This window comes from Sphingomonas sp. jy18, from assembly GCF_056931895.1.
On sequence record NZ_JBXPBT010000002.1, the window covers coordinates 218,491 to 243,966 of the forward strand.

The window sequence follows — 25,476 nt, forward strand, 5'->3', positions numbered from 1 at the left end:
ACTTCACGGCCTCACACAGCGCTTTTGAGATAGTCGACCAGAACCCTGACCTTGCGCGACACGTATGTGCTCGACGGAAACAGGATCCACGCAGCGGTATCGAAGCCCGCGGCGCTGGCCTCCCATTCCGGCAGCAGATCGACCAGTGCGCCACGCGCGATGGCGTCGTCGACCATCCAGTCCGCCAGCAGAGCCGGGCCCATGCCGTCGAGTGCGGCGTGGCGGATCGCGGTGGGGCTGGAGAGGGCGAGGCGACCCTGGACCGCGACCTGCTCGATGGTCCCTTGGCGCCTGAAGGACCATGTCGAGCGATAGCCAGGCAGCGTCAGCAGCAGGCACTGCCGTCCGGCAAGATCGCCGGGGCCGGCGAGCGGGCCGGCACGGTCGCGCCAGTCGGGACTCGCCACCACCCGGTAGCGCGTCTCCATCAGCCGCGTTGCCACCAGCTCTCCGCTCGGCCGGACGGCGAGGCGCAGCGCCAGATCGATGCGTTCGGCGGCGATGTCGACCACCGCATCGGTCAATAGCGCCTCGATGGCGATGTCGGGATAAAGGGACAGGAAGCGATTGAGCCGCGGAGTCAGCCAATGCACCCCGAAGGCGGTCGACGCGGTCAGCCGGATCAGCCCGCTCGGTAGGGTCAGCGCATCGCTGGCCTCCTGCCGTGCGGCATCGAGTTCCGCCACCAGCGTACGCGTGCGCTGCAGGTAGATCGCTCCCGCCTCGGTCAGGTTCAGGCGCCGCGTGGTGCGGTCGAACAGGCGGAAGCCCAGTTCCTGCTCAAGCCCGGCGATGGTGCGAGAGACGATCGAGGGATCGACCTGCCGCCTGCGCGCAACCGCCGCGAACGCGCCTTCTGCCGCAACGTCGGCGAAGCATTTAAGCGCGGCAAGCGAGATATCGCCCGGGTCCATTCGTGCAATTCTTGCATGAAAGATGGGCGTTTAGCAAGGTTTCCGGCGGCATATGGTGTGGATAGACGGTAACTCCATCAGCGGAGGGCTCGCTGCGAGACTTCTCTGTGCATTGATCCGGCACGGCTTCCTGCCTGTTCGGTGCCATCGCTGCCGACCGCGCCATCGCCCTTGAAAGGAGAATATCATGCTGAACCCCCACATCGACCTGTCCGGCCAGACCGCTCTCGTCACTGGTGCCAGTCGCGGCATCGGCGAGGCAACGGCGCGCCGCCTTGTCCTCGCCGGTGCCAATGTCGTGCTGTTGGCGCGCACGGCTGGGGATATCGAGCGCATCGCTGGGGAGATCGGTCCGCGCGCGCTGCCGTTGGTGGCCGACGTGGCGGACTGGCCACCGGTCGAGTCTGCCGTCACCCGCGCCGTCGAACGGTTCGGCGGGATCGATATCCTCGTCAACAATGCCGGAGTAATCGACCCGATCGCGCGCATCGCGGATGCCGATCCCGCCGGCTGGAGCGATGTTGTCGACATCAATCTCAAAGGCGTGTTCCATTGCATCCGCGCCGCGTTGCCGCCGATGAAGGCGCGCGGAAGCGGCACCATCGTCACCATCTCGTCGGGCGCGGCCACCAGCGCGCTGGAGGGCTGGTCGCACTATTGCGCGACCAAGGCGGCGGTATTGATGCTGACGCGGTGCGTGCACAAGGAGGAGGCCGGAAACGGCATCCATTGCGTCGGCCTGTCGCCGGGTACGGTCGCCACCCGGATGCAGCGGGAGATTGCAGCGGCCGGCATCAATCCGGTCTCGAAGCTGGCATGGTCGGATCATATTCCGGCCGAATGGGCGGCCGAGGCGGTAGTGTGGCTGACCAGCGATGCCGCGCGCCCGCACGACGGTGGCGATTTTTCGCTGAAGACCGACGCCGGGCGCGCGGCGGTGGGCTTGCCGCCGGTTTGAGGGCAATATGCCCGGTCAGTCGATGGATCGGATCAGCGCGGAGAGGACCGCGGCGGCGGCGGCGGCGATGGCGGCGCCGAACAGGATGAACCGCGTCGCCAGCGCGGCGTCGGTCGCCGCGGTCAGCGCCAGCGCGGGCACGATGATCGCCGACAGGGTGTTGGTGAGGTTGAGAAAGCCGAGCGCCGCCGCACGCCTTGGCGAGGGGCGCACCAGCTGCGCGATCAACGCGCCGTCGAGCGTCAGGAAGCCGGCCAGCCCGATGGCGAACAGCGCATAGCTGGCCAACAGTGCCGGTCCGTCCGATACGGCGACGAGCGCGCAACCGGCGGCCACCATCAGCGCGGTCACCCACAGGAAGGGCCGTCGCCGCTGCTGCCGGTCGGACGCCCAGCCGAGTGTCCAGCCGGTGACCATGCCGACCAGGCCGCCGATCAGCGACAGCGTGCCGAACATCTGCTCCTCCGTGCCGAGAGTCGGATCGACACGGGCAAGCGCGGCAAGGTGCAGGAACAGATAGCTGCCCATCGCTGTCGCGGCGCATTGCACCAGCAGCCGCGCCGACCAGGCCAGCATGAAATCGCGCGACAGCCCGATGCCGCGCGCGGCGGCGCGCTCCTGCAGGGGAGTCTCGGCCGGAGCAGGCGCATGCATCGCCGGAGCCCGATCCAGCGCCTCGATGGCGCTCCGCCCGGCCAGCAGCAGCGGGCCGAGGCAGAGCGCAGCGAGCAGGCCGATCAACGCCAGTTGCGTCCCCATCGAGGGCAGATCGACCCAAACGATGACGAAGGTCGAGGCCTGGGCGAGCGGCAGGCCGAGCCCGAGCAGGCCGAACAGTCGGCCCTTCTGCGAATCCGCCAGATGGTCGGTGGCGAGCGCCAGCAGCGGCGAAAACAGCATGTTGAAGACGAGCTGGAACAGCAGGAAACTGGCGATCAGCGCGACGGCCGTGGTGGACAGGGCCAGCGCGGCATAGCTGGCCATGGTCAGGGCGAAACCGGCCGCGACCATCGGCAGGCGCGATCCCTGCCGCGCCAGCAGCCGATCGCTAATCGCGCCTGCGGCGATGTTGGCGACGCTGGCCATCACCGCACCCAGCAGCAGCGCCCAGCTCAGCAATCGCCCGCCATCGGCAGGGTCGAACGTACTGAGGCGCTGTGGCAGCAGCAGCCCGATCAGCGGTACGAAGCACAGGAAGGCGCCGACATTGCCGAGCGCGTAGATCAGCGAAAAGCGCGCGACCGGCGCCATCAGGTCCGCGGCGCGGCGGTGGTGCTGCGGATCACAAGCTCGAACGGCAGGCGGTGGTTGCCGGTCGTGTCCGCGCCATTGGCGGCATCGATCAACAGTCCGCACAGGCTCGCCGCCATGTCGGCAATCGGCTGGCGGATGGCGGTCAGCGGCGGCACGCTGAAGCGCACACCCGGCGTATCGTCGAAGCTGATCACCGAAAGGTCGTCGGGCACCGCAAGGCCCTGCGCGCTCGCGACATGCAGCGCGGCGAAGGCCATCTCGTCGTTGCTGGCGATAACGGCGGTCGGCGGCCGCTCGAGCCCAAGCAGTCGCTCCATCGCCGCCACGCCCGACGAGAAGCTGAAGTCGCCATGATCGACATAGGCCGGGCAGGGCGGCAGTCCGGCCTTGTCGAGCGTGCTGCGGTAGCCGTTGAGCCGTGCATCCGATGCGGCATAGTCGGCGCTGCCGGAGATGAAGGCGATCTGCCGGTGGCCGAGCTCGAGCAGATGCGCGGTGGCGAGCGCGGCGGCTTCGGCATCGTCCATGAACAGGTTGATGCCGTCCGCTGAAGCTTCGGCACCGATCCGGCCATAAGGAATACCGCGATCGCCGAGCAGGCGGGCGAGAGCGGGATTTTCGGTGTGCGGTGGGGTCAGCATCACGCCATCCGGGCGCAGCGCCGCCAGCGCGCGCTCGAGCTGGCGCAGCGCCTTGTCATGCTCTGTATCCATCAGCTCGAACAGCATATGATAGCCACGCTGCTCGCAGGTCAGCATGCCGCCGCACAGCATCTGGTCGACCCAGTCGTTGCCCAAGCCGGACTGCCAGTTGTGGATGGTGCGCTGCCGGTCATTGATCGCCAGGATCAGATAGGACCGCGCGCCGCCCATGCGCCGGGCGGCGAGGTTGGGCACATAGCCCAGCTTCTCGATGGCCGCGAGGATGCGGTCGCGCACCGCCGGCTTGACGTTGGGGCCATCGTTGATGACGCGCGACACCGTCTGCCGAGAGACGCCTGCCGCGCTCGCCACATGCTCGATGGTCACGGTTGCCCGCTTGCTCGCCATGCAATCCCCATTTTGTCAGCGACGGTACCCGGCCGGGCACGTCGCAAGTTACCGCACGGATCTCCTGATGCCCTAGAAACGCGCGTTTGTGAACGTTCATATTTTTGTTGTGAACGTTCACATGACGGGCTATGTCACCCTCAAGGCCGACTCAATCAACGGCCATCAGGGGAGAGAGACTATGAAAAGCCTTCGGCTGCTGTGCCTGCTGGGCGTTGCCGTGTCCGCCTTGTCCACGCCGGTACTGGCGCAGGATGCGCCGCCGACACCCGCTGCCGAGGAAGAGCAGCCACGCGAGGGCGATATCGTCGTCACGGCCGATCGCCGCGAGCAGCGGCTTCAGGATTTCGCCGGCACGGCGGCCACGTTCAGCGGCGATGACCTGCAGCAGCGCGGCATTCAGGATCTTTCCGATTTCAACGACGTGCTGCCGGGCCTTACCGTTGCCAACAATGGCGGCAACATCGAGGTGTGGATCCGCGGCGTCGGCTCCAGCAATAACACCGAGCTTGGCGATCCGGCGGCGGCTACCCACTGGGAAGGCGTCTATCTGCCGCGTCCGGCCGGCATCGGCTCGGCCTTCTTCGATATCGAGCGTGTCGAGGTCAACATCGGCCCGCAGGGTACGCTGCGCGGGCGCAATGCCACCGCCGGCTCGGTCAATGTCATCGCGTGGAAGCCGGGGCTTGGCATCTGGGATGCCGAACTCGAAGGCGAATATGGCAATTACAACCAGGCCTCGCTGCGTGGCATGATCAACGTGCCGATCGGCGATCGCGCCGCGGTGCGTTTCTCCGGGCTCGTGCTCAGCCATGACAGCTATTACGACAATGTCGGCCCGGTCACCGGCATCGACGTTGCCGAGGCCGAGGATAACTACGCCGGTCGCCTGCAGTTCCTGTTCGAGCCGACCGACCGGCTGCGCATCCTGCTGGCCGGAGACTATATCCACGAAACCGGCACCGGCTATACCGGCACCAACTATGCCAACCCGCTCGGCAACGGCATCGATCCCGACGATATCCGCAATCCGCGCGATGTCGTCGCGCGCGCGTTCACGCCCGATCTCGACACCAAGCATTGGGGCCTGCGCGGCGTCGTCACCTATGATCTGACCGACGATGTTACGGTCGAATATACCGGCAGCTACCGCGATCTCGTCTATGATTATGACGCGGTCACCCCGATTGCGCCCTTCTACCCCGGGCTGATCGACGGTCTTGCCACCCTGCCGGGCACACTCGAAGAGGAGCTCGACAACTTCTCGCGCTTCCGCTCGATCACCGACTCCGAATCGCACTATCACGAGCTGCGGCTGTTCGACACGACCGGCCCACTGATCTGGAGCGTCGGCGGCAACTATTTCAAGGAAGACCAGTTCGCCTTCCTGGGCTCGGCTGCCGACCGCAACCTGTTCTTCTCCGGTGCAGAGTTCAACACCCGTGTCGATGCCGAAGCATGGGCGATTTATGGCGATGCCACCTATGAGGTGAACGATCGCCTTCGGCTGACTGCTGGCCTCAGGTACACCGACGAGCGCAAGGAGCGCACCGGCGTGGCCGCGCGCTACGGCTTTGCGCTGGGCGACGGCAATTTCAACTGCTGCGGCGGCGTGCGCGTCGGCACCGAAGGGTTCGAATTCGCGGCGCGCGGTCGTACCATCTTCAATCCGGATACGGATGGCAACGGCACCATCACCGACGAAGAAACGCTGGCCTTCTATTTCAACGGCATCGCCAATTTCGGCGTGCGCGACAATGTCGACAATATCTTCGCCAACGGGCCCTTTCCGGGGCACTTCGGCTTCGTGCCCGGCCTGCCCAACTGCGAAGACACCATCACCGGCGATTTCTTCACCTGCCAGGGTTTCGAGCCGAGCGGCCAGTTCACCTACGGCCTGCCGTTCCCGGGCCAGATTTTCCGCCAGCAGGGTCGTCGTTCCGACAATTTCGTCGATTGGCGTCTGCGCGCCGAATTCGACATCACCGAAGACAATCTGATCTATGCGCTGGTCGCGACCGGCCACAAGTCGGGCGGTTTCAACGACAATATCGGCGATGCCGGCGTTACTCCGCTCTACGATACCGAGCAGCTGCGCCTGTATGAAATCGGCAGCAAGAACGAATTCTATCTCGGCAGCGTGCGCACCCGCCTCAACGCGTCGGCCTTCTACAACGACTATACCGACCAGGTGTTCACGTCGTTGCTCTCGGTCTCGCAGATCATCGATTTCAACAATGCCAACGGCAACAACATCCCCGTGCCACCGGGCACCAACACCGCGCTGGTGATCTCCTACAGCTTCAACGCGGCGGATTCGGAAATCTACGGCATCAACCTCGAAGGCGGCTTCGAGCTGCCGCACAATATCAATCTGAACTTCAATGCCCTGTGGCTGGAAGCGCAGATCAACAAGGCGGAGCCGATCCAGGATTTCCGCTTCCAGTCGGACGTCGCGCCGACCGAAGCCGTTTTCCAGTCGATCGAGGGCCGCCGCCTGCCGCGCACGCCGCGCTGGCAGATCAACGGCTCGCTGTCGCAGAGCTTCACCCTGCCGTCGGGCTCGCTCGACTATGTGGTGTCGGTCGGCTACCGGTCCTCGTCCTTCCAGACGATCTTCAACTCGATCGACTTCCAGAACCCGGACAATCCGCGCTTGCGCCTCAACGACCGGGTGGGCGGCTATTTCACCGTCGATCTGGGCGCGGGCTATTCGCACGGGGTCGACGGCAAGCTGCGCTTCGAAGCCTATGTCAACAACCTGACCAATGCGGTGCATGAGGCAGCTATCATCATCACCCAGTTCGACAATACGCGCTTCTTCACGCGGCCGCGCACCTATGGCGCGCGCGTGCGCATCAGGTTCTGATGACACGGCGGGGGTGACCTGTGCGGTCACCCCCGACCTTGACCGCCGACCGCGCGTCGGCTTGCAGACCTTCGATTTGCAGGAGAGTGTGGCGATGATCCGTCTGTCCGCTGTTGCCGCGTTGGCGATCCTCGCGCCGGTCACACTGGCGCTTGCGCAATCGCCCGCGGCACAGGCACCCGCCCCAGCGCCCGCTGCCACCGAACCGCACCACGCGCCCGACGGCTACGCGCTGGTCTGGTCGGACGAATTTTCCACCGATGGCCTGCCCGATGCAAACCGCTGGCGGTACGACACGCATCGCAACCGGCAGGGCTGGTACAATCAGGAGCGCCAATATTATGCCGCCGGACGGCTGGAGAACAGCCGTGTCGAGAATGGCCACCTGATCATCGAAGCGCGCGAAGAGCGGCTCGACCCGGCGCAATTCCCGGACTGGGGCCGCCAGCGCTACACGTCCGCCCGCCTGTACACGCAAGGGGTGCAGGCCTGGACCTACGGCTTCTTCGAAATCCGCGCCAAGCTGCCCTGCGGTGTCGGCACCTGGCCGGCGATCTGGATGCTGCCCGAGGACCCGACGGTCGAATGGCCGAACGGCGGCGAGATCGACATCATGGAGCATGTCGGCCACGTGCCTGGAGAGATCAACCAGTCGGTCCATACCCGCGCGTTCAACTTCACCCGCAACACGCAGAAGACCACCAAGTTCAGGCTCGACGATGCCTGCAACGCCATGCATCGCTACCAGCTGCTGTGGACGCCCGAATTCGTGCTGACCGGTATCGATGACCAGCCCAAATTCCTGTTCCGCAGCGTTCCGGGCGATCAGACCCGCTGGCCGTTCGACCAGCCGATGCATCTGCTGCTCAACATCGCCGTCGGCGGCAACTGGGGCGGGCAGCGCGGGATCGATTCCAGCGCGTTCCCGGCGCGGTTCGAGATCGATTACGTGCGTGTCTACCAGCAACGTCCCGGTACCGCCCCCGCAACCCCCCAGCCGCAGGCGCAATAACCCCATGCCCCGTCCGATCCGCTCATTCGCCGTATCCGGCCTTGCTTCGCTCGCCATAGCTATCGGCGCCTGCGCCGCGACACCGCCACTCAGCGCCGCCGCAGCGCCCGCGCCGGCATCTGCAGCCGCACCGTCGGTCGATCCGGTCGAAGCGCGGGTCGACACACTGCTGGCCGCAATGTCGATCGAACAGAAGATCGGGCAGATCATCATGCCCGACATCTCGACGATCACGCCGGACGACATGCGCCGCTACGGTTTCGGCAGCATCCTCAACGGCGGCAACAGCGGGCCGGGCGGCAATGAGCGGGCGCCGGCGTCGGACTGGCTGGCGCTGGCCGACGCTTATTGGGACGCGTCCACCGCGCCGCGCGCCGATGGCCGTCCCGCCATTCCGGCACTGTGGGCGACCGATGCCGTACATGGCCACAACAATGTCGTTGGCGCCACCATCTTTCCCCACAATGTCGGCCTAGGCGCGACCGGCGATGCCGATCTGGTGCGCCGCATCGGCGAAGCGACCGCCGCGGAAATCGCGGTGACAGGCATCGACTGGAGCTTCGCGCCGACCATCGCGGTGGCGCGCGACGATCGTTGGGGCCGGACCTACGAAAGCTATGGCGAAGACCCGGCGCTGGTCTCGCGGCTCGGTGCGGCGATGGTCGAAGGGTTGCAGGGCCGGCGCGGCAGCAACGCATTCCTGGCCCCGCAGCATGTAATCGCCACCGCCAAGCATTTCTTCGGCGACGGCGGCACCAACGGCCGCGATCAGGGTGACACGGTTGGCGACGAGGCGGCGCTGATCGCGCTGCATGCCGCTCCCTATCCGCCGGCGATCGAGGCCGGCGCGCAGGCGGTGATGGCGTCCTTTTCGAGCATCAACGGCGCCAAGATGCACGGCAGCCATCCCTTCCTTACCGACCTGTTGCGCGGGCAGATGGGGTTCGATGGACTGGTGGTGGGTGACTGGAACGGCCATGGCCAACTGCCCGGCTGCACCAACAGCAATTGCCCGCAGGCGCTGCTGGCAGGTCTCGACATCTACATGGTGCCCGAGGAGTGGCGCGCGCTGCACGCAACGCTGATGGCCCAGGTGGCCGATGGCACCATTCCCATGGCCCGGCTCGACGAGGCGGTGCGCCGCATCCTGCGCGTCAAGCTGCGCATGGGCCTGTTCGATCGCGGACGCCCCTCCACCCGCTTGCTGGCGCGTCAACCGCAGCTGCTGGGCAGCGCCGAGCATCGCGCGCTGGCGCGTGAAGCGGTGCGTGAATCGCTGGTGCTGCTCTCCAACCATGACCGCCTGCTGCCGCTCGACCCGCGCGCGACAATCATGGTCGCCGGTGACGGCGCCGATGACATTGCGATGCAGAGCGGAGGCTGGACAATCAGTTGGCAGGGCGGCGGCGATCTCGCCGATGCTGATTTCCCCGGCGCGCAGTCCATCTACGACGGTATTGCCGATCAGGTGACAGCGGCTGGCGGGCGCGCTTTCCTGTCGCGTGACGGCAGCTTCGAAACCAAGCCCGACATCGCGGTGGTGGTGTTCGGCGAGCGGCCCTATGCCGAATTTTCCGGCGACATTGCCGGGCTGCAATTTGCCGATGAACGTCCATTGGCGCTGATGCGGCGGCTCAAGGGGCAAGGCATCAAAGTGGTGGCGCTGTTCCTCTCCGGCCGGCCGATGTGGGTCAATCGGGAGTTGAACGTCGCCGACGCGTTTGTCGCCGCCTGGTTGCCCGGCAGCGAGGGCGGCGGCGTGGCCGACATGCTGCTGCGCGGCCGCGACGGCGCGGTCCAGCATGACTTCACCGGGCGTCTGTCGCTGTCGTGGCCTGCGCGCTGCGACCAGTTTGACAATAATGCCGGAACCCCCGGTTATGCGCCGCTGTTCCCGCTCGGTTACGGCCTGACGGTGGCAGGGCAGGGCAACGTCGCGGCCGGATCACTCGACGAGCAGTGCGCGCTGCTGGCGCGCACCGCCAGCGTCACCCCATTGCTGCGCGCCGGCACGCCCGCGGCCGGCTTTGCTGTGGCGCTGGAAGCAGGCAATGGGCAGCGCCAGGCGCTGGCCGGCCAGCAGGGGCGGAGCAGCGACGGGCATCTCAGCGTCAGCCCGCGCGATCGCGCTGCGCAGGAGGATGCGCGCGAACTGCGGTGGAGTGGGCCGGCTGCATGGATCGTAGCGCAGGCAGCAACGCCCGCCGCGCTTCCCGTTGCCGGCGAAGGCGAGGAGCTGTTCATCGACATCGACTATCTGGTCGCCGCGCGGCCGAGGGGCGGTGCCTATCTCGATTGCGGGCGCGGCTGCAGCAGCCGTGTCGATCTGTCGCCAACCCTTGCGCTCGCCGAAGGCAAGGGCTGGCGCAGCCTGAGCCTGCCGGTGCGATGCATCGGCTACCGACCGCAGCAGGGTCCGCTAGAGGTCAGGATCGGTGCCGATGCAGCATTGACCATGCAGGTTTCCGCCGTCCGCCTCGCGACGCGACCAGCGACGGCCGGCTGCAGCATTGGCGACAGCAACGGCTGACGGCTCGGCGGCCGGCCGGCCGGGCGGCCGAACACGTCCGTGTACCCGCTTGCAGAACAATCAAAATTTGGCAGCAATAAGTTGTAAAATCTCCTTTGGCGGCGGCCACGGGCAGCCTATCGTTGCGGCCAAAGGGGGACGCCGTGCAACGCATCATCGTCATCATAGTGCTGGCCGCGGTGATCGCCGCCTTTTTCGTCTTCGACCTTGGCCAATATCTTACGCTCGACGCGCTGAAGGCGCAGCAGGCGGACATTGCCGGCATTTACGACGCCCGGCCGGTGCTTGTGATCGGGCTGTTCTTCCTGGTCTATGTCGCCGTCACCGCAGCCTCGCTGCCCGGTGCCGCGATCCTCACGTTGGCCGCAGGCGCGCTGTTCGGGCTGGTGACGGGGACAATCCTCGTGTCCTTCGCCTCGACCATCGGCGCGACCCTTGCCTTTCTTGCCAGCCGCACCGTGCTGGGCAACTGGGTCCAGTCGCGCTTCGGTGACCGGCTCAAGGCCATCAACGAGGGGGTGGAGCGCGACGGGGCCTTCTACCTGTTTTCGCTGCGGCTGGTGCCGGTCTTCCCTTTCTTCCTCGTCAACCTGCTGATGGGCCTGACCCGCATCCGCACGCTCACCTACATGTGGGTCAGCCAGCTCGGCATGTTCCTCGGCACCATTGTTTATGTGAATGCCGGGACGCAGCTTGCCGGGATCGACAGCCTCTCGGGCATCGCCAGCCCGGCTGTGCTCGGCTCGTTCGTCGCGCTGGGCCTGCTGCCGTTCGTCGGCAAGGGCATCATGGGCGCGCTCAAGCGCCGCCGTGTCTACAAGGGCTGGAGCAAGCCCACCAAGTTCGACCGCAACCTGATCGTCATCGGTGCGGGCGCAGCGGGCCTGGTGTCATCGCTGATCGGTGCCACCGTGCGCGCCAAGGTGACGCTGGTCGAAGCATCGAAGATGGGGGGCGACTGCCTCAACTATGGCTGCGTGCCATCGAAGGCGCTGATCAAGTCGGCCAAGGTCGCTCAGCAGATGCGCCATGCGGACAGCTACGGGCTCCATCCGGCGACGCCCGGTTTTTCCTTCCGCGCGGTGATGGCGCGGGTGCATGCCATCATCAAGACCATCGAGCCTGCAGACAGCGTCGAGCGCTACACCGGTCTCGGAGTCGATGTGGTCAAGGGCTATGCCACCATCGTCGATCCGTGGACGGTCGAGATCGCGCTGGAGGACGGCGGAATCCAGCGGTTGACGACCCGCAGCATCATCGTCGCTGCCGGTGCCGCACCCATCGTTCCCGATCTGCCCGGGCTGGAAGAGGCCGGCTATGTCACCAGCGATACGCTTTGGGAGACGTTCGCCGAGATGGACGAGATGCCGCGCCGCATCGTCGTGCTCGGCGGCGGGCCGATCGGCTCGGAACTGGCGCAGGCCTTCGCGCGGCTTGGCGCAGCGGTGACGCAGGTCGATCGCGGCCCGCGCATCCTGCCCCGCGAGGACCCCGAAGTCTCGGCACTGGCGCTCGAAGCACAGCGCGACAGCGGCGTCACCGTGCTGACCGGGGCCACGGCCTTGCGCTGCGAGGTCGATGCCGCAGGCAAGCATATCGTCATCGCCACCGCCGACGGCGAACAGCGGCTGCCCTTCGACGCGCTGATCCTCGCGGTCGGCCGCGCCGCGCGGCTGACCGGTTATGGCCTCGAAAAGCTGGGCATCGAGACCGGGCGGACGCTGGTCACCGACGAATATCTGGCGACGCGCTTCCCCAACATCTTTGCCTGCGGTGATGTGGCCGGTCCCTATCAGTTCACCCATGTCGCCGCGCATCAGGCCTGGTTCGCCAGCGTCAACGCGCTGTTCGGCCAGCTCAAAATGTTCAAGGCCGATTACCGGGTGATACCCTGGACCACCTTCATCGACCCCGAGATCGCCCGCGTCGGCCTGAGCGAGGACGAGGCGAAGGCGCAAGGCGTTGCCTATGAGGTGACCCGCTACGACCTCTCCCACCTCGATCGGGCCATCGCCGAAAGCGCGCGCACCGGCTTCGTCAAAGTGCTGACCGTACCGGGCAAGGACCGCATCCTCGGTGTCACCATAGTCGGCGACCATGCCGGGGAATTGCTTGCGGAATATGTGCTGGCGATGAAGCACGGCCTTGGGCTCAACAAGATCCTGGGCACCATCCATACCTATCCGACCATGTCTGAAGCGAACAAATATGCCGCCGGCGAATGGAAAAAGGCGCGCAAGCCGGAGAAGCTGCTGGGCTGGGTGGAACGCTATCATGCCTGGCGGCGCGGGTAACCGAACCGCGCGCATCGCCGAACACGGATCGAATGGGAGCAGGGCCGGCAGCGCCCGCACCGCAAGAGGGGGCCAATGATGGCAAACATCGTCGCGCAAAGGGTTTTTCCGCCGCAAGGGGGGGCCAGCGCATAATGGCATCCGGGCCTCGCTATCATGCCGCGCGCCAGCGCACCGCTCCCCGCCCAACGGCTTCCACCCTCTCCCCCGAAAGACCGATCGCCATGCGTACCAGCCGCCTTGTCGCCCGCCTGCTTGCCGCCAGCGCGCTCGCCCTCTCCGTCCCCGCGCTTGCCCAGCAGGCCGGACTGCAGGTCAATGTCGTCGACGCCGCGAGCGGCCAGCCACTGGCCGAAACCGATGTCATCATCACCAATGTCGCCACGGGCGCGCAGCGCACACTTCGCACCGACGCACAGGGCCAGATACGCATCGAAGCACTTGGCACCGCTGGCAGCTACAGCATCCGCCTGGCCGACGGCAGGGGCGGCGGCACCGAAGGGGTGACGTTGCGCGCCAACAGCGTCGCCAGCGTGACTCTGCTGGCCGATAGCGCAAGCGGCGGCACCGGCTCAGGCGATATCCTGGTCACCGCGCCGGCGGTCACCACGCTCAACACCGTCAATGCCGAAGTCTCGTCGACCCTCTCCGACCGTGAACTCGCCGCGCTGCCGATCGAGGCGCGCGACACCATCGCCGCGCTGATCCGCCTGCCCAATGTCGTGCCATCGACCGGCTTCTTTCCCGAAGCACCGACCATCTCGATCAATGGCTCGAACGGGCTCGACACCAATTATCTGATCGACGGGCTCGACAACAACGAGAATTTCCTCGGCGGACAGAAATTCCCGGTGCCGCTGGGCTTTGCCCGTGCCGTCACCGTGCTCGCCAACAGCTATTCGGTCGCCTACGGGCGCACGCCCAACGGCCTCGTCAACGTCACGACACCATCGGGCAGCAATGATTTTTCTGGCGAGGCCTATGCATTGGTCCGCCCCGGCCGCCCGCTCGATTCGCGCTCATCCTTCCCGCGCCGCGATCTCAGCGGCAATCCGGTGGGCGAGAGTTTCGAGCGCTATCAGGGCGGCTTCGCGCTCGGCGGGCCGATCGTGCGGGACCGCACTTTCTTCTACGCCAACCTCGAATATAGCCGGGACCGCAACGTCCAGCTGGTCGATGCCCCCGCGCTCGGTGTCACCGATACCGTCACCGCCAACAGCCAGTCGTGGCTCGGTTCGGTCCGGCTCGATCATCGCTTCAGCGACCAGTGGACCGGCAGCCTGCGCGCCAATATCGGCCGCGTCACTATCGAGCGGCCCGGCGGCGGCCTCGGCGGGGGCAATGTCACCTTCCCCTCGGCGGGCTCCGATCAGCAGCGCTATTCGACGCTGGTCGCCGCCTCGCTCGCTTACTCGGGCGATGACTGGGCTTATGACGGCAGCGTGCAATATAGCCGCTTCCGTTGGGATTATGCCGCACCCACTGTCCCGGCCGGCCCACAGGTCGCCATCCGCGACAATAGCGGGCTGACCGTCGGTATCGTCGGCCACCCGGGCTATCTGTTCAACGATCTGGAGGAGACGTGGCAGACCGTCCATCGCCTGTCGCGCGCGCTCGGCGACCATCGGCTCACCGCCGGTGTAGACGTCATCCACAGCGATTTCGCGCTGCTCGGTGGCGGCAATCCTGACGGTAATTTCACCGTCGATCTGACGCCCGCGCAACTCGCCACCTTGCGCGCCGCCAATCGCGGCCTCGCGCTCACCGCGCAGGACGTGCTGGCGCTCAACCCGGCCGTTGCCAGCTACTCGGTCGAACTGCGCCCGCAGAGCTTCGGGCGCGGCCAGACGCAGTTCGCTGCCTATCTTGAGGATGAATGGCAAATCACCCGCCGCCTCACGGCAACGCTCGGCTTCCGCTGGGATTATGACAGCCTGTCCGCCGTCGGCCCTTCGGATGGGGACGGCAACAACATCGCGCCGCGCTTTGCGCTCAATTGGCAACCCGATGCGCGTTCGGCGTTTCGCTTCGGTATCGGCCTGTTCACCGGCAAGATCAGCTATGCGGTGATTTCGGACGCCTTGCAGCGCAACACCACCTCGGCGGGCCTGCGCAGCCAGCTCGCCGCGCTGCAGGCGCGCGGGGCGATCCCTGCCGGTGTCGATGTGGCCGCGCTGACCTTCGACGGCAACCTCACCGTCTCGCCGCCCTGCGCCACCGTCGCTGCCTGCCCGACGCCTCAGCAAATGCAGGCGCTGCGCAATACGGCAACGCTCAACGAAGCGCGTATTCTCTCGCCGACCGGTTACGACAATCCGCAGAGCCTGCAGATCAGTGGCGGCTATCAGTATCAGCCGACAGCCGATCTGACGCTGGGGATCGACCTGATCTACAGCCGCACGCGCAACCTCATCCGCCTGATCGACCTCAATGCGCCCGCGCCGTTCACGCCGAACCTGTCAGCGTTGACCGATGCCAATATCGCCGCATTGCGGGCGCTGCCGAACAATGCCGCGCGCGTCGCGCTCGCCCGTCAGCTCGGGCTGGTGCGGACGCAGGCGGATGCCGATGCCAGCCGCCCGATCGCGCTCGTTCCCGGCGGCGCGCGGCAGATCACCGTGTCTGACAGCGGCGGTCACGCCACCTATCGCGCGCTCAACCTCAGTCTCGCGAAGGCGCGTGGCAATGACATTTACAGCGCGCGCCTGTCCTGGACGTGGTCGCGGCTGACCAACGATACCGACGACATCAATTTCCGCGCCTCCAACGCCAATGACTTCGCGGCCGATCGCGGCCCGTCGGCGAACGATCGCCGCCACGTCATCTCGGCGGTGGGCAGCCTCTATCCGTTGGACGGGCTGACGCTGACCGTGGCCGGGCTGTTCCAGTCGGGCCAGCCGGTCAATCTCGTGCCCGATGCGCGTATCTTCGGAACGCAGGATCTCAACGGCGACGGCGCCTCCTTTGGCGAGAATTATGTCGGCAATTCGGATCGCTACCCCGGCGAATCGCGCAATTCCGGTCGGTTGCCATGGTCGGCGACGGTGGACATCGGTGCCCGCTACGCGCTGCCGGCGTTCGGCGGACGCTTCGAGCTGAGCGCGGACATCTTCAATCTGTTCAACACCGACAACGAAAGTGGCTTTGCCAACGCCGCGACAACGTCCAATCAGATCCAGTTCGGTGGCGGTGCGCCGTTCGTGCAGCGCAATGGCGGGCCGCCGCGCCAGTTCCAGTTTGGCCTCGCCTATAAATTCTGACGATCCTTGGGGGGATGTGACATGGCCATTGTTCAGCAGATGCAGGGGCTGACCGGCATCGCGCTGATGCTGCTGATCGCTTGGGGTCTGTCCGAAAACCGGGCCGCGCGCCCCGGATGGCGCTGGATTGCCGCTGCGCTGGCCAGCCAGATTGCCATCGCGCTGATCGTCACCCGCGTGCCCTTCGTCTGGGCGCTGGTCGACTATATCAACCAGGCGGTGGGCGCTGTGGAGACGGCGACGCTGGTCGGCTCCAGCTATATGTTCGGCTACACCGGCGGCGCGCCCATCCCCTTCGTGCTCAAGGACGGCGCCGAACCTCCGCTGATCATCGCTTTCCAGATATTGCCGCTGATCATCACCTTCTCCGCGCTTTCGGCGCTGTTCTGGCACTGGGGGATATTGAAGGCGATGGTGCGCGGCCTGTCCTGGGCCTTGCGGCGCACGTTGGGCGTCAGCGGGGTGGTCGGGCTGGGCGGCGGCGCGACGATGTTCCTGGGGGTCGTCGAATCGCCGCTGGTGCTGCGCGCCTGGTTCGACAAGATGAGCCGCGCCGACCTGTTCATGGTGATGGCGATGATCATGGCGACCATTTCGGGCGCAATCCTGGTGCTCTACGCCACCACGCTGCGTGAAACCGTGCCCAACGCTGTCGGCCACATGGTCGTGGCATCGTTGATATCGCTGCCCGCCGCGGTGCTCGTCGCCCGGTTGATGGTGCCGGGGGATGACAGCGCCGATACCACCCCGGTCGAGGCAGACCTTGCCTACGAAAGCAGCATGGATGCCATCATCCGCGGCACGATGGAGGGGGTGCAATTGGTGCTGGCGGTGATCGGCGTGATCATCGTCGTTTTCGCGCTGGTCGCGCTGGTCGACCAGATGCTGGCGTTGCTGCCGTTGATCGACGGCGAGCCGCTGACCCTCAAGCGCGGCTTCGGCTGGCTGTTCGCGCCGCTGATGTGGAGCATCGGCGTGCCGTGGGATCAGGCATCGGCGGCTGGCGGGCTGATGGGCACCAAGGCGATCCTCAACGAATATGTCGCCTATCTCGATCTCGCCGCGCTGCCCGCCGGTACGCTCGATCCGCGCAGCACGCTGATCATGACCTACGCGCTGTGCGGCGTCGCCAATCTCGCCAGCGTCGGCCTGATCGTCTCGACCATCGCTACCTTGAGCCCGGGGCGCCGCAGCGAAGTGTCGCAACTGGGCATGAAAAGCTGGGTGGCCGGCAATCTTGCGTCGATGATGACCGGCGCGGTCATCGGCCTCGTCACGCTGGTCTGATGTTCGACGCGCGTCTCCGCCCCTATATCGATCCGCCGCTCAACGCGCTGGGGCGGCGGCTGGCAGGCTGGGGCGTCAGCGCCAATGGCGTGACGCTCGCCGGTCTGGCACTCGGCCTCGCCGCGGCGGCGGCGCTGGCGCAGGGGGCCTGGCTGATCGGTCTCGTGCTGATTCTCGCCAACCGGATGCTCGACGGGCTCGACGGGGCCATCGCCCGCGCCACCCGCCTGACCGACTTCGGCGGCTATCTCGATATCGTCGCCGATTTCGCCTTCTATGTCGCAATTCCCTTGGGATTTGCGTTCGCCGCGCCCGGCAACGCGCTGCCGGCGGCGGTGCTGGTCGCCAGCTTCACACTCACCGGCATCAGCTTCCTCGGGTTTGCCGTCATGGCCGCCAAGCGCGGGATCGAAACCAGCGCGCATGGCCGCAAGAGCTTCTTCTACAACACCGGGCTGGCCGAGGGGACCGAGACGATCATCGTCTTCATCGCCATGTGCCTGTGGCCAGCAGCATTCCCGTTGATCGCCTATGGCTATGCGGCCTTGTGCCTGCTCACCGTCCTGCAGCGCAGCCTGCTCGCCCGTAGCGTGTTTTCCGCGCCGGGTGGGGGAGGGGATGGCAGCGCCAGCCAGTAGTGCCTATTCGAAAGCGTCCGTCACAGTCGCAAGTACTGCCACGCCCGCCGGTGCGAGCAGCGCGTCGCCGCTGATCCGCCGATAGCCTGCCACCTGCGGTGCCGGCCGCGGCTCGGCGGCATAGTTGAATGCAAACATTGTATTGCCGATACGGCGTGTACGCACGCCCGGGGGCAGGTCTAGCGTGGGCAGGCCGGCCTCCTGTGCCACCCGCTCCATCAGTTGCTGCAGCAACGCCGCATCGGGTTGCGCCGCGAGATAGCGGACATGGCCATGCTGTAGCAGCACTGGGCGTCCGTCGCTGGTTGCCAATGCGACCTCTGCCTCGCCTTCGACATCCTCGATCCAGCGCTGGATAGCCCATGGTGCGCCATCCGCGTCGCCGCCCGGCTCTGTAATGCCCGGCCGCAGCGTCGACACGCGGGTCACGGCCAGCGGGATCAGCTGTTGCAGCGCGCCCGGTGGCAGGGCGGCGGGAATGCTGAGGTCCTCCGTCTTGCTGCCACTGCGCGCGCCGATCACCACCGGCCCGACAAAGCCGGCGAGCAGCTCGACCAGCGTTTCCGCGACAATCGGCAGGCAGGGGACGACCGCCATCGCATAGCCATCGAGCGGCGCATCCGGCGGCACGATGTCGACGTCGAGGCCCAGCTTGCGCAGCGCGCTGTACCAGTCGAATGCATGCCACAACGCGCTCTGCCCCGCGCCTTGCGGCTGGATGCCGGTCACCCAGTCGGCCTGATAGTCGAACAGCAGCGCCACCGATCTGGGCGGCGTGCCGAGGGGGCCGAGGCCGTCGAGGTCGCGCGCCGCAGCGCGCACTTCAGCCGCCGCCGGTGCATCGACACTGTCCGGGCGCAGCAGTCCGGCATGCATCTGTTCCTGCGCGAACGGGGCCTGCCGCCAGCGGAAATAGCTGACCAGTTCAGCCCCGTGCGCGGCTGCCTCCAGCGTCCACAGCCGCACCATGCCGGGCAGCGGCGCGGGATTGTAGCGTGCCCAGTTCACCGGTCCCGGCTGCTGCTCCATCACCCCCCAGCGCCCGGCCGAGCAGCCGCGATAGAGATCATGGTGGAACGCCGCGATGTCGGGGTGGCCCTGCCGCGCATAGGCCTGCTTGTCGGCATCCGAGAATCGGAACTGCTCGAGGAAGCCGAGCGGATAGCTGTCCCACGTCGCGAGATCGATTTGCGCGCCGACCTGGTGATGATCGAACTCGGTGAAGAAACCCATGAAATTATGGGTGATGTCCCGCCCGGGCGCGGCGGCGCGGATGATGTCCACCTGCATCGCGTTGAACACCGCAACCTGGTCCGAACAATAGCGGCGGAACGCCAGCCGGTGTGCGGGATTGGCCTCGGTCACGGTCAGGCTCGGCAGGTCGATCTCGTCGAAGCTGCGATATTCCATCGACCAGAAGACATTGCCCCACGCCGCATTGAGCGCGTCGATGCCGGCATAGCGTTCGGCGAGCCAGAGCCGGAATCCGGCCAGTGCCGCCGCGCTGTAGCTCATCACCGTGTCATGGCAGCCATATTCATTGTCGGTCTGCCACATCACCACGCCGGGGTGCGCGCCGTAGCGTTCGGCCATCGCCTGCACGATGCGGGCGGCCTCTGCCCGGTAGCCGGCGTGGCTGAAGCAATAATGCCGCCGCGAGCCGAAGCGGCGCGGCCGGCCTGCCTCGTCGATGGCGATCATGTCGGGCATGGCATCGACCAGCCACTTGGGCGGTGTCGCCGTCGGCGTGCCCATGATGATGCCAAGGCCCGCGCCATGCAAGGTTTCGACCGCCCGGTCGAGCCAGCCCCAGTCGTAGCGTCCGGGCTCGGGCTCGATCCGGCTCCAGGCGAATTCGCCGATCCGCACGCGGCTGAGGCCCATTGCCGTCATCCGCCGGGCGTCGTCCGCCCACCGCTCCTCGGGCCAGTGTTCGGGATAATAGCAGCAGCCCAGCCGCATCGTTGCGTTCGGATCCCTCGTCATGCTTGCGCTTGTGGCGCATCTGGCTGACAAGCCGCAAGCGCCATCGTGCGAGAATGGCGGAGAGGGGAGCGACCATGACCAACCTGCTTGCCGGGGCCCATCTGCAGATCGGCATTGCGGTGCTGCTGACCGGGCTGATGGCGCTGCTGACCGTGTGGAAAGTGCGGCGGATGACCAGCGATGCCGCCGGGCATCACCATGGCGGCGGGCATGACAATAGCAGCAAGGATGTGTTCCTGGCCGGCGGCGGCCTGAGCTGGCTGTATGTCGCCGGGTCGATCACCCTCACCAACCTCTCCACCGAGCAATTGGTCGGCATGAACGGCAACCAGATGCTGCTGCTCGCCTGGTGGGAGATCTGCGGTTTCGTCGGGCTGATGATCCTCGCCTTCGTGTTCGTGCCTGTCTATTACCGTCACAAGGTGACGACGGTGACCGAGCTGCTCGAGCGCCGCTATGGCGGGCGTTCCATCCGCACCACCATCTCCTTCCTGTTCATGTTCGGCGCGATCAGCATCTACCTGCCCGCCGCGCTTTATTCGGGCAGCCTGTTCCTTGCCTCGATGCTGGGGACGGATATGTCGTTGCTGTGGTTTGCCGCGCCGATGGCGATCATCGCGGCGGCCTACACCATCTTCGGCGGGCTACGCGCGGTGGCGGTGATGGATACATTCTCCGGCATCGGTGTGCTCGCCATTGCCGTGCTGGTGGTCGTGCTGGCGCTGGCGGCGATCGATTTCGACCTGACCGGCATTCCCGCAGAGCGGCTGAGCATGGTGGGGGCAATCGATAGCCCCATTCCCATCCACACGCTGTTCACCGGCATGCTGTTCATCCAGATCTTCTACTGGTCGACCAACCAGATCATCACCCAGAAAGCGATGACCGCGCCGACGGTGCGTGAGGCGCAGAAAGGCGTGCTGGCGGCAGCGGTGATCCGCATCCTCATCATCCCCGCCATCGTGGTGATCCCCGGCGTGGTTGCCTACAAGCTGTTCGGCGATGTCAACGACGCCGCCTATGGCATGGTCGTCGCCCGCGTCCTGCCCGACTGGCTGTCGGGTGCCTTTGCGGCGATGATGGCCGCAGCAGTGATCGCGCACACCGCGGCGATCCTCAACGGCACCGTCGCGCTCTACACCGTCGATTTCCACAGCCAGTTTGTCGCGCCGCTGACCGATGCCCGCCGCGTCGCCACCGCGACAACCATCGCGCTGACGATCAGCTCGATCGCGCTGGTGCCGGTGTTCGCCAACGCGACCAGCATCATCAACCTGCTGCAGCAGCTCAACGGTCTTGCCTCGATGCCGATCCTCTCGGCCTTCATCGCCGGCCTGCTGTTCCGCAACGTCGACGCCCGCGCGGCCGTGGCGGGGGTGGTGTGGGGCTTCGGCTTCTACGCCTTTGCCACCGGCGTGCTGATTGCGGACGGGATCACGCCGCCCTGGTTCCACTATATCGACGCGATGCTGGTAACGCTGGTCACCTCGGTGATCGCCGCGCTCTCGGTCAACCGGCTCGCCTTCGGCAACCGCGCGGAATGGATCGGCTTTACCGCATTCAGGTCGACGCCGGAGGCCGGGGCGCACTGAGTTACCCGCTGCCGCCAGCGGCAGAGGGCAGGAAGGGCGGCTGTCGCTGGTCGGTCAGAGTTGTGGCAACACCCGGTTGGCGACCAATTGCTCGACCACCGCAGGGTCGGCCAGCGTCGATGTGTCGCCCAGGCTGCCGATCTCATTCTCGGCAATCTTGCGGAGGATTCGGCGCATGATCTTGCCGCTGCGGGTCTTCGGCAGGCCGAGGGCGAATTGCAGCGCGTCGGGGGTGGCGATGGGGCCAATCTCCTTGCGCACCCACTGCCGCAATTCCTGTCGCAGCGCCTCGCTGTCCGGCTCGCCGGCGTTGAGCGTGACATAGGCGTAAATGCCCTGGCCCTTGATGGCGTGCGGCATGCCGACGACTGCGGCCTCGGCGACCTTGGGGTGGGAAACCAGCGCGCTCTCGACCTCGGCGGTGCCCATGCGGTGGCCTGAGACGTTGATGACGTCGTCGACCCGGCCGGTGATCCAGTAATAGCCGTCCGCGTCGCGGCGGCAGCCGTCGCCGGTGAAATATTTGCCGGGATAGGTGGTGAAATAGGTCTGGAAGAACCGCTCATGGTCTCCCCACACCGTTCGCATCTGGCCCGGCCAACTGCCGGTCAGGCAGAGATTGCCGTCGGTCGCGCCCTCCAGCACCTTGCCTTCGGCATCGACGAGCTGCGGGAAGACGCCCGGCAGCGGCCTGGTCGCCGAGCCGGGCTTGAGGTCGGTGGCGCCGGGCAGGGGAGAGATCAGAGCCCCGCCGGTCTCGGTCTGCCACCAGGTGTCGACGATCGGGCAGCGGCTTTCGCCGACAACGCGGTGATACCATTCCCACGCCTCGGGATTGATCGGCTCACCCACCGTGCCCAGCAGGCGGATCTGGCTGCGGTCATGCCGCGTCACCCAATCGTCGCCTTCGCGCATCAGCGCGCGGATTGCGGTCGGGGCGGTGTAGAAGATGGTGACGCCCAGCCGGTTGGCAGTCTCCCAGAAGCGGCCATGATCGGGGTAGTTGGGGACGCCGTCGAACATCACCGAGGTCGCGCCGTTCGACAGCGGGCCGTAGACGACATAGCTGTGCCCGGTGACCCAGCCGACATCGGCGGTGCACCAGAACAGGTCCCCTTCGCGAAAATCGAAGATCAGGTCGAAGGTCATCGTCACCCACAGCAGGTAACCGCCGGTGGTGTGCAGCACGCCCTTGGGCTTGCCGGTCGATCCGCTGGTGTAGAGGATGAACAGCGGGTCTTCGGCGTTCATCGGTTCGGGCGGGCAATCCGACGATGACGCCGCGCGTGCCTCTTCGTAGCGGATATCGCGCCCGTCGATGATCGGCACATCGGCGCCCGTCCGCTTGACCACGATGACCCGTTGCACGCTGGGACAATGCGTCAGCGCGGCGTCGACATTGGCCTTGAGCGGGATGCGCTTGCCGCCGCGCGCGCCCTCGTCGGCAGTGATCACCAGCGATGAATCGCAATCCTGGATGCGTCCCGCCAGGCTGTCGGGGGAGAAGCCGCCGAACACCACCGAATGGATCGCCCCGATCCGCGCACAGGCCAGCATGGCGAAAGCTGCCTCTGGGATCATCGGCATGTAGATGGTCACCCGGTCGCCCTTGCGCACGCCTTGCGCTTTCAGAACATTGGCGAAGCGGCACACTTCCTCGTGCAGCTGGCGATAGGTGATGCGCCGTCCTTCGCCCGGCTCGTCGCCTTCGAAGACGATCGCGGTCTGATCCGCACGGGTGGCGAGATGCCGGTCGATGCAGTTGACGGTGAGGTTCAGCTCCCCGTCCTCGAACCAGCGGATGCCGAAATCGGCCTCATCGAACGACCAGTTGCCGGCCTGCGTCGGGGCCTTCATCCATTCCAGCCGCTGCGCCTGCTCTGCCCAGAAGGCGTCGGGATTATCGCGCGCTTCGGCGACCAGCCGCTCATAATCTGCGGGCTTGATGCGCGCGGCCGCGCCAAAATCTGCCGGGACGGGATATACTGCTTCGGCCATTCGATTGTCCCTCACTTCCAGTCCGCACGGGTCGGGCGATTATATGGTGCGACCGTCCTAACCAGCGATGGCGACAGGCGGCAAGGCCTTGCGCGGGAAGGGCGAGGCGATAGGGTGCCCGCCAAGGCGCAAGACGCCACCGGGGGGGAACCAGACATGACCGAAACGACCGACGCCACGGCGCTGCCCCCGCTTCATCCGGCGACGCAAAGCGAAAAGAAGGTCATCCTCGCTTCCTCGCTGGGCACCGTTTTCGAATGGTATGATTTCTACCTCTACGGGCTGGTCGCGACCTACATCAGCAAGGTATTCTTCGCCGGGGTGGACGAGACCACCGGCTTCATCTTCGCGCTCGCGACCTTTGCCGCCGGTTTTGCGGTGCGGCCGTTCGGGGCGCTGGTGTTCGGGCGGATCGGCGATCTGGTCGGGCGCAAGAACACCTTCCTCGTCACCATGGGCATCATGGGCCTGTCGACCTTCTGCGTCGGCCTGCTGCCCGGGTACGAGACTATCGGCATTGCGGCACCGATCATCCTCGTCGCATTGCGCCTGCTGCAAGGGCTGGCGCTGGGCGGGGAATATGGCGGTGCGGCCACCTATGTCGCGGAGCATGCGCCGGAGGGCAAGCGCGGGCTCTACACGAGCTGGATACAGACAACCGCGACGCTGGGCCTGTTCGCCGCGCTGCTGGTGGTGATCGGCCTGCGCGTCACCATCGGGGAGGATGCGTTCGGGGCGTGGGGCTGGCGCGTGCCGTTCCTCATCTCCATCCTGCTGCTGGGCATTTCGCTGTGGATCCGCCTGCAGCTCAGCGAGAGCCCGGTGTTCCAGAAGATGAAGGCGGAGGGCACCACCTCCAAAGCGCCGCTGACCGAGGCGTTCGGGCGCTGGAGCAACCTCAAGATCGTGCTGGTCGCGCTGGTCGGCGCGGTCGCGGGGCAGGCGGTGGTTTGGTACACAGGGCAATTCTACGCGCTGTTCTTCCTCGAAAAAACGCTGCGGGTCGACCCGGCGACGGCCAATATATTGGTGGCAATCGCCCTGCTGCTGGGCACGCCCTTTTTCGTGATCTTCGGCTGGCTGTCGGACCGCATCGGGCGCAAGCCGATCATCCTGACCGGCTGCGCGCTGGCAGCGCTGACCTATTTCCCGGCATTCGAGATGCTGACCGAGGCCGCCAATCCGGCGCTGGCGCGCGCGCAGGCCACTGCGCCGGTGGCGGTGGTGACGGATGATGCCGATTGCTCGGTGCAGTTCGATCCGGTCGGCAAGAACAAGTTCGACAGCCGCAGTTGCGACATCGCCAAAAGCTTTCTCGCCAAGAATGGCATCAGCTATCGTAGAGTGGAGGCGGCGCCCGGCACTGTTGCCAGCATCCGCATCGGCGATCGCGCCTTTGTCGCGCCCGATCCGGCTGCAGTAACTGGACCCGAGCGGGCAGCCGCGATCGCCGCCTATCAGGATGCGGTCCGTGCCGCGCTCACCGCCGCCGGCTACCCGACATCGGCAGCCGAGGACGAGATCGACAAGCCGCTGGTCGTGGCCATCCTCTTCTACCTCGTACTGCTGGTGACCGCCGTCTATGGCCCGATCGCGGCGATGCTGGTCGAGCTCTTCCCCAGCCGCATCCGCTACACCTCGATGTCGCTGCCCTATCATATCGGCAACGGCTGGTTCGGCGGCTTCCTGCCGACCACGGCCTTTGCGATGGTCGCCGCGACCGGCGACATCTACTACGGCCTCTGGTATCCGGTGGTGGTCGCGGTCGTCACCTTGCTGCTCGGCCTCTTCCTGCTGCCCGAAACCTATCGTCGCCGGATCGAGGACTGATGGCG

Annotated in this window: 15 protein-coding genes; 10 read left to right on the plus strand and 5 right to left on the minus strand. The window is 66.2% G+C overall.

All coding sequences use genetic code 11. The features are described from left to right. Positions 1-11: 11 nt before the first annotated feature. Positions 12-914, minus strand: a complete 903-nt coding sequence (locus tag AC0QC4_RS06205; protein ID WP_483658862.1) for a LysR family transcriptional regulator — start codon at positions 912-914, stop codon at positions 12-14. A gap of 187 nt (positions 915-1,101) precedes the next feature. On the opposite strand from AC0QC4_RS06205, the gene AC0QC4_RS06210 reads away from it, so the two are divergent. Next, positions 1,102-1,872 carry an SDR family oxidoreductase gene (locus AC0QC4_RS06210; RefSeq protein WP_483658863.1) on the plus strand — a complete coding sequence of 257 codons (771 nt, stop codon included), beginning with the start codon at positions 1,102-1,104 and terminating at the stop codon, positions 1,870-1,872. Between the two features lie 15 nt (positions 1,873-1,887). On the opposite strand, the gene AC0QC4_RS06215 is transcribed toward AC0QC4_RS06210, so the two are convergent. Together AC0QC4_RS06215 and AC0QC4_RS06220 are read right to left on the minus strand one after the other, a co-directional pair. Next, positions 1,888-3,123, minus strand: a complete 1,236-nt coding sequence (locus AC0QC4_RS06215) for an MFS transporter (RefSeq protein WP_483658864.1) — start codon at positions 3,121-3,123, stop codon at positions 1,888-1,890. Next, positions 3,123-4,175, minus strand: coding sequence for a LacI family DNA-binding transcriptional regulator (locus tag AC0QC4_RS06220; RefSeq protein ID WP_483658865.1), 1,053 nt, complete (start codon positions 4,173-4,175; stop codon positions 3,123-3,125). The genes AC0QC4_RS06215 and AC0QC4_RS06220 overlap by 1 nt, the downstream gene beginning before the upstream one ends. Before the next feature lie 121 nt (positions 4,176-4,296). Here AC0QC4_RS06220 and AC0QC4_RS06225 point away from each other — a divergent pair, with 121 nt between their 5' ends. The 7 genes from AC0QC4_RS06225 (at position 4,297) to AC0QC4_RS06255 (ending at position 18,065) form a co-directional block, all read left to right on the plus strand. After that, entirely contained in the window at positions 4,297-7,044 is a 2,748-nt protein-coding gene (locus AC0QC4_RS06225; protein ID WP_483658866.1) for a TonB-dependent receptor, read from the plus strand. A gap of 94 nt (positions 7,045-7,138) precedes the next feature. Next, positions 7,139-8,056: a glycoside hydrolase family 16 protein gene (locus AC0QC4_RS06230; protein ID WP_483658867.1), complete on the plus strand. Its 918-nt coding sequence runs from the start codon at positions 7,139-7,141 to the stop codon at positions 8,054-8,056. 4 nt (positions 8,057-8,060) lie between these two features. After that, on the plus strand, positions 8,061-10,586 hold the full coding sequence (locus AC0QC4_RS06235) for a glycoside hydrolase family 3 protein (RefSeq protein ID WP_483658868.1): 2,526 nt from the start codon (positions 8,061-8,063) through the stop codon (positions 10,584-10,586). A 143-nt stretch (positions 10,587-10,729) separates the two neighbouring features. Further along, positions 10,730-12,880: an FAD-dependent oxidoreductase gene (locus AC0QC4_RS06240; protein WP_483658869.1), complete on the plus strand. Its 2,151-nt coding sequence runs from the start codon at positions 10,730-10,732 to the stop codon at positions 12,878-12,880. A gap of 224 nt (positions 12,881-13,104) precedes the next feature. Continuing rightward, positions 13,105-16,140, plus strand: coding sequence for a TonB-dependent receptor (locus tag AC0QC4_RS06245; RefSeq protein ID WP_483658870.1), 3,036 nt, complete (start codon positions 13,105-13,107; stop codon positions 16,138-16,140). Between the two features lie 21 nt (positions 16,141-16,161). After that, positions 16,162-17,427 carry a NupC/NupG family nucleoside CNT transporter gene (locus tag AC0QC4_RS06250; protein WP_483658871.1) on the plus strand — a complete coding sequence of 422 codons (1,266 nt, stop codon included), beginning with the start codon at positions 16,162-16,164 and terminating at the stop codon, positions 17,425-17,427. Continuing rightward, positions 17,427-18,065 carry a CDP-alcohol phosphatidyltransferase family protein gene (locus AC0QC4_RS06255; RefSeq protein WP_483658872.1) on the plus strand — a complete coding sequence of 213 codons (639 nt, stop codon included), beginning with the start codon at positions 17,427-17,429 and terminating at the stop codon, positions 18,063-18,065. Before AC0QC4_RS06250 ends, AC0QC4_RS06255 begins: the two co-directional genes overlap by 1 nt. A gap of 3 nt (positions 18,066-18,068) precedes the next feature. Here the strand turns inward: AC0QC4_RS06255 and AC0QC4_RS06260 are convergent, their stop codons facing one another. Continuing rightward, the gene (locus tag AC0QC4_RS06260; protein WP_483658873.1) at positions 18,069-20,051 is read right to left on the minus strand and encodes a beta-galactosidase; all 1,983 of its coding nucleotides are present in this window, start codon (positions 20,049-20,051) and stop codon (positions 18,069-18,071) included. A 74-nt stretch (positions 20,052-20,125) separates the two neighbouring features. Between AC0QC4_RS06260 and AC0QC4_RS06265 the strand changes: the two genes are divergently transcribed. Beyond that, complete coding sequence (locus AC0QC4_RS06265; RefSeq protein WP_483658874.1) at positions 20,126-21,643, plus strand: sodium:solute symporter family transporter; 1,518 nt, start codon at positions 20,126-20,128, stop codon at positions 21,641-21,643. A 54-nt stretch (positions 21,644-21,697) separates the two neighbouring features. On the opposite strand, the gene acs is transcribed toward AC0QC4_RS06265, so the two are convergent. After that, complete coding sequence (acs, locus tag AC0QC4_RS06270) at positions 21,698-23,641, minus strand: acetate--CoA ligase (RefSeq protein WP_483658875.1); 1,944 nt, start codon at positions 23,639-23,641, stop codon at positions 21,698-21,700. 156 nt (positions 23,642-23,797) lie between these two features. Here acs and AC0QC4_RS06275 point away from each other — a divergent pair, with 156 nt between their 5' ends. Continuing rightward, on the plus strand, positions 23,798-25,471 hold the full coding sequence (locus tag AC0QC4_RS06275; RefSeq protein WP_483658876.1) for an MFS transporter: 1,674 nt from the start codon (positions 23,798-23,800) through the stop codon (positions 25,469-25,471). Positions 25,472-25,476 lie beyond the last annotated feature (5 nt).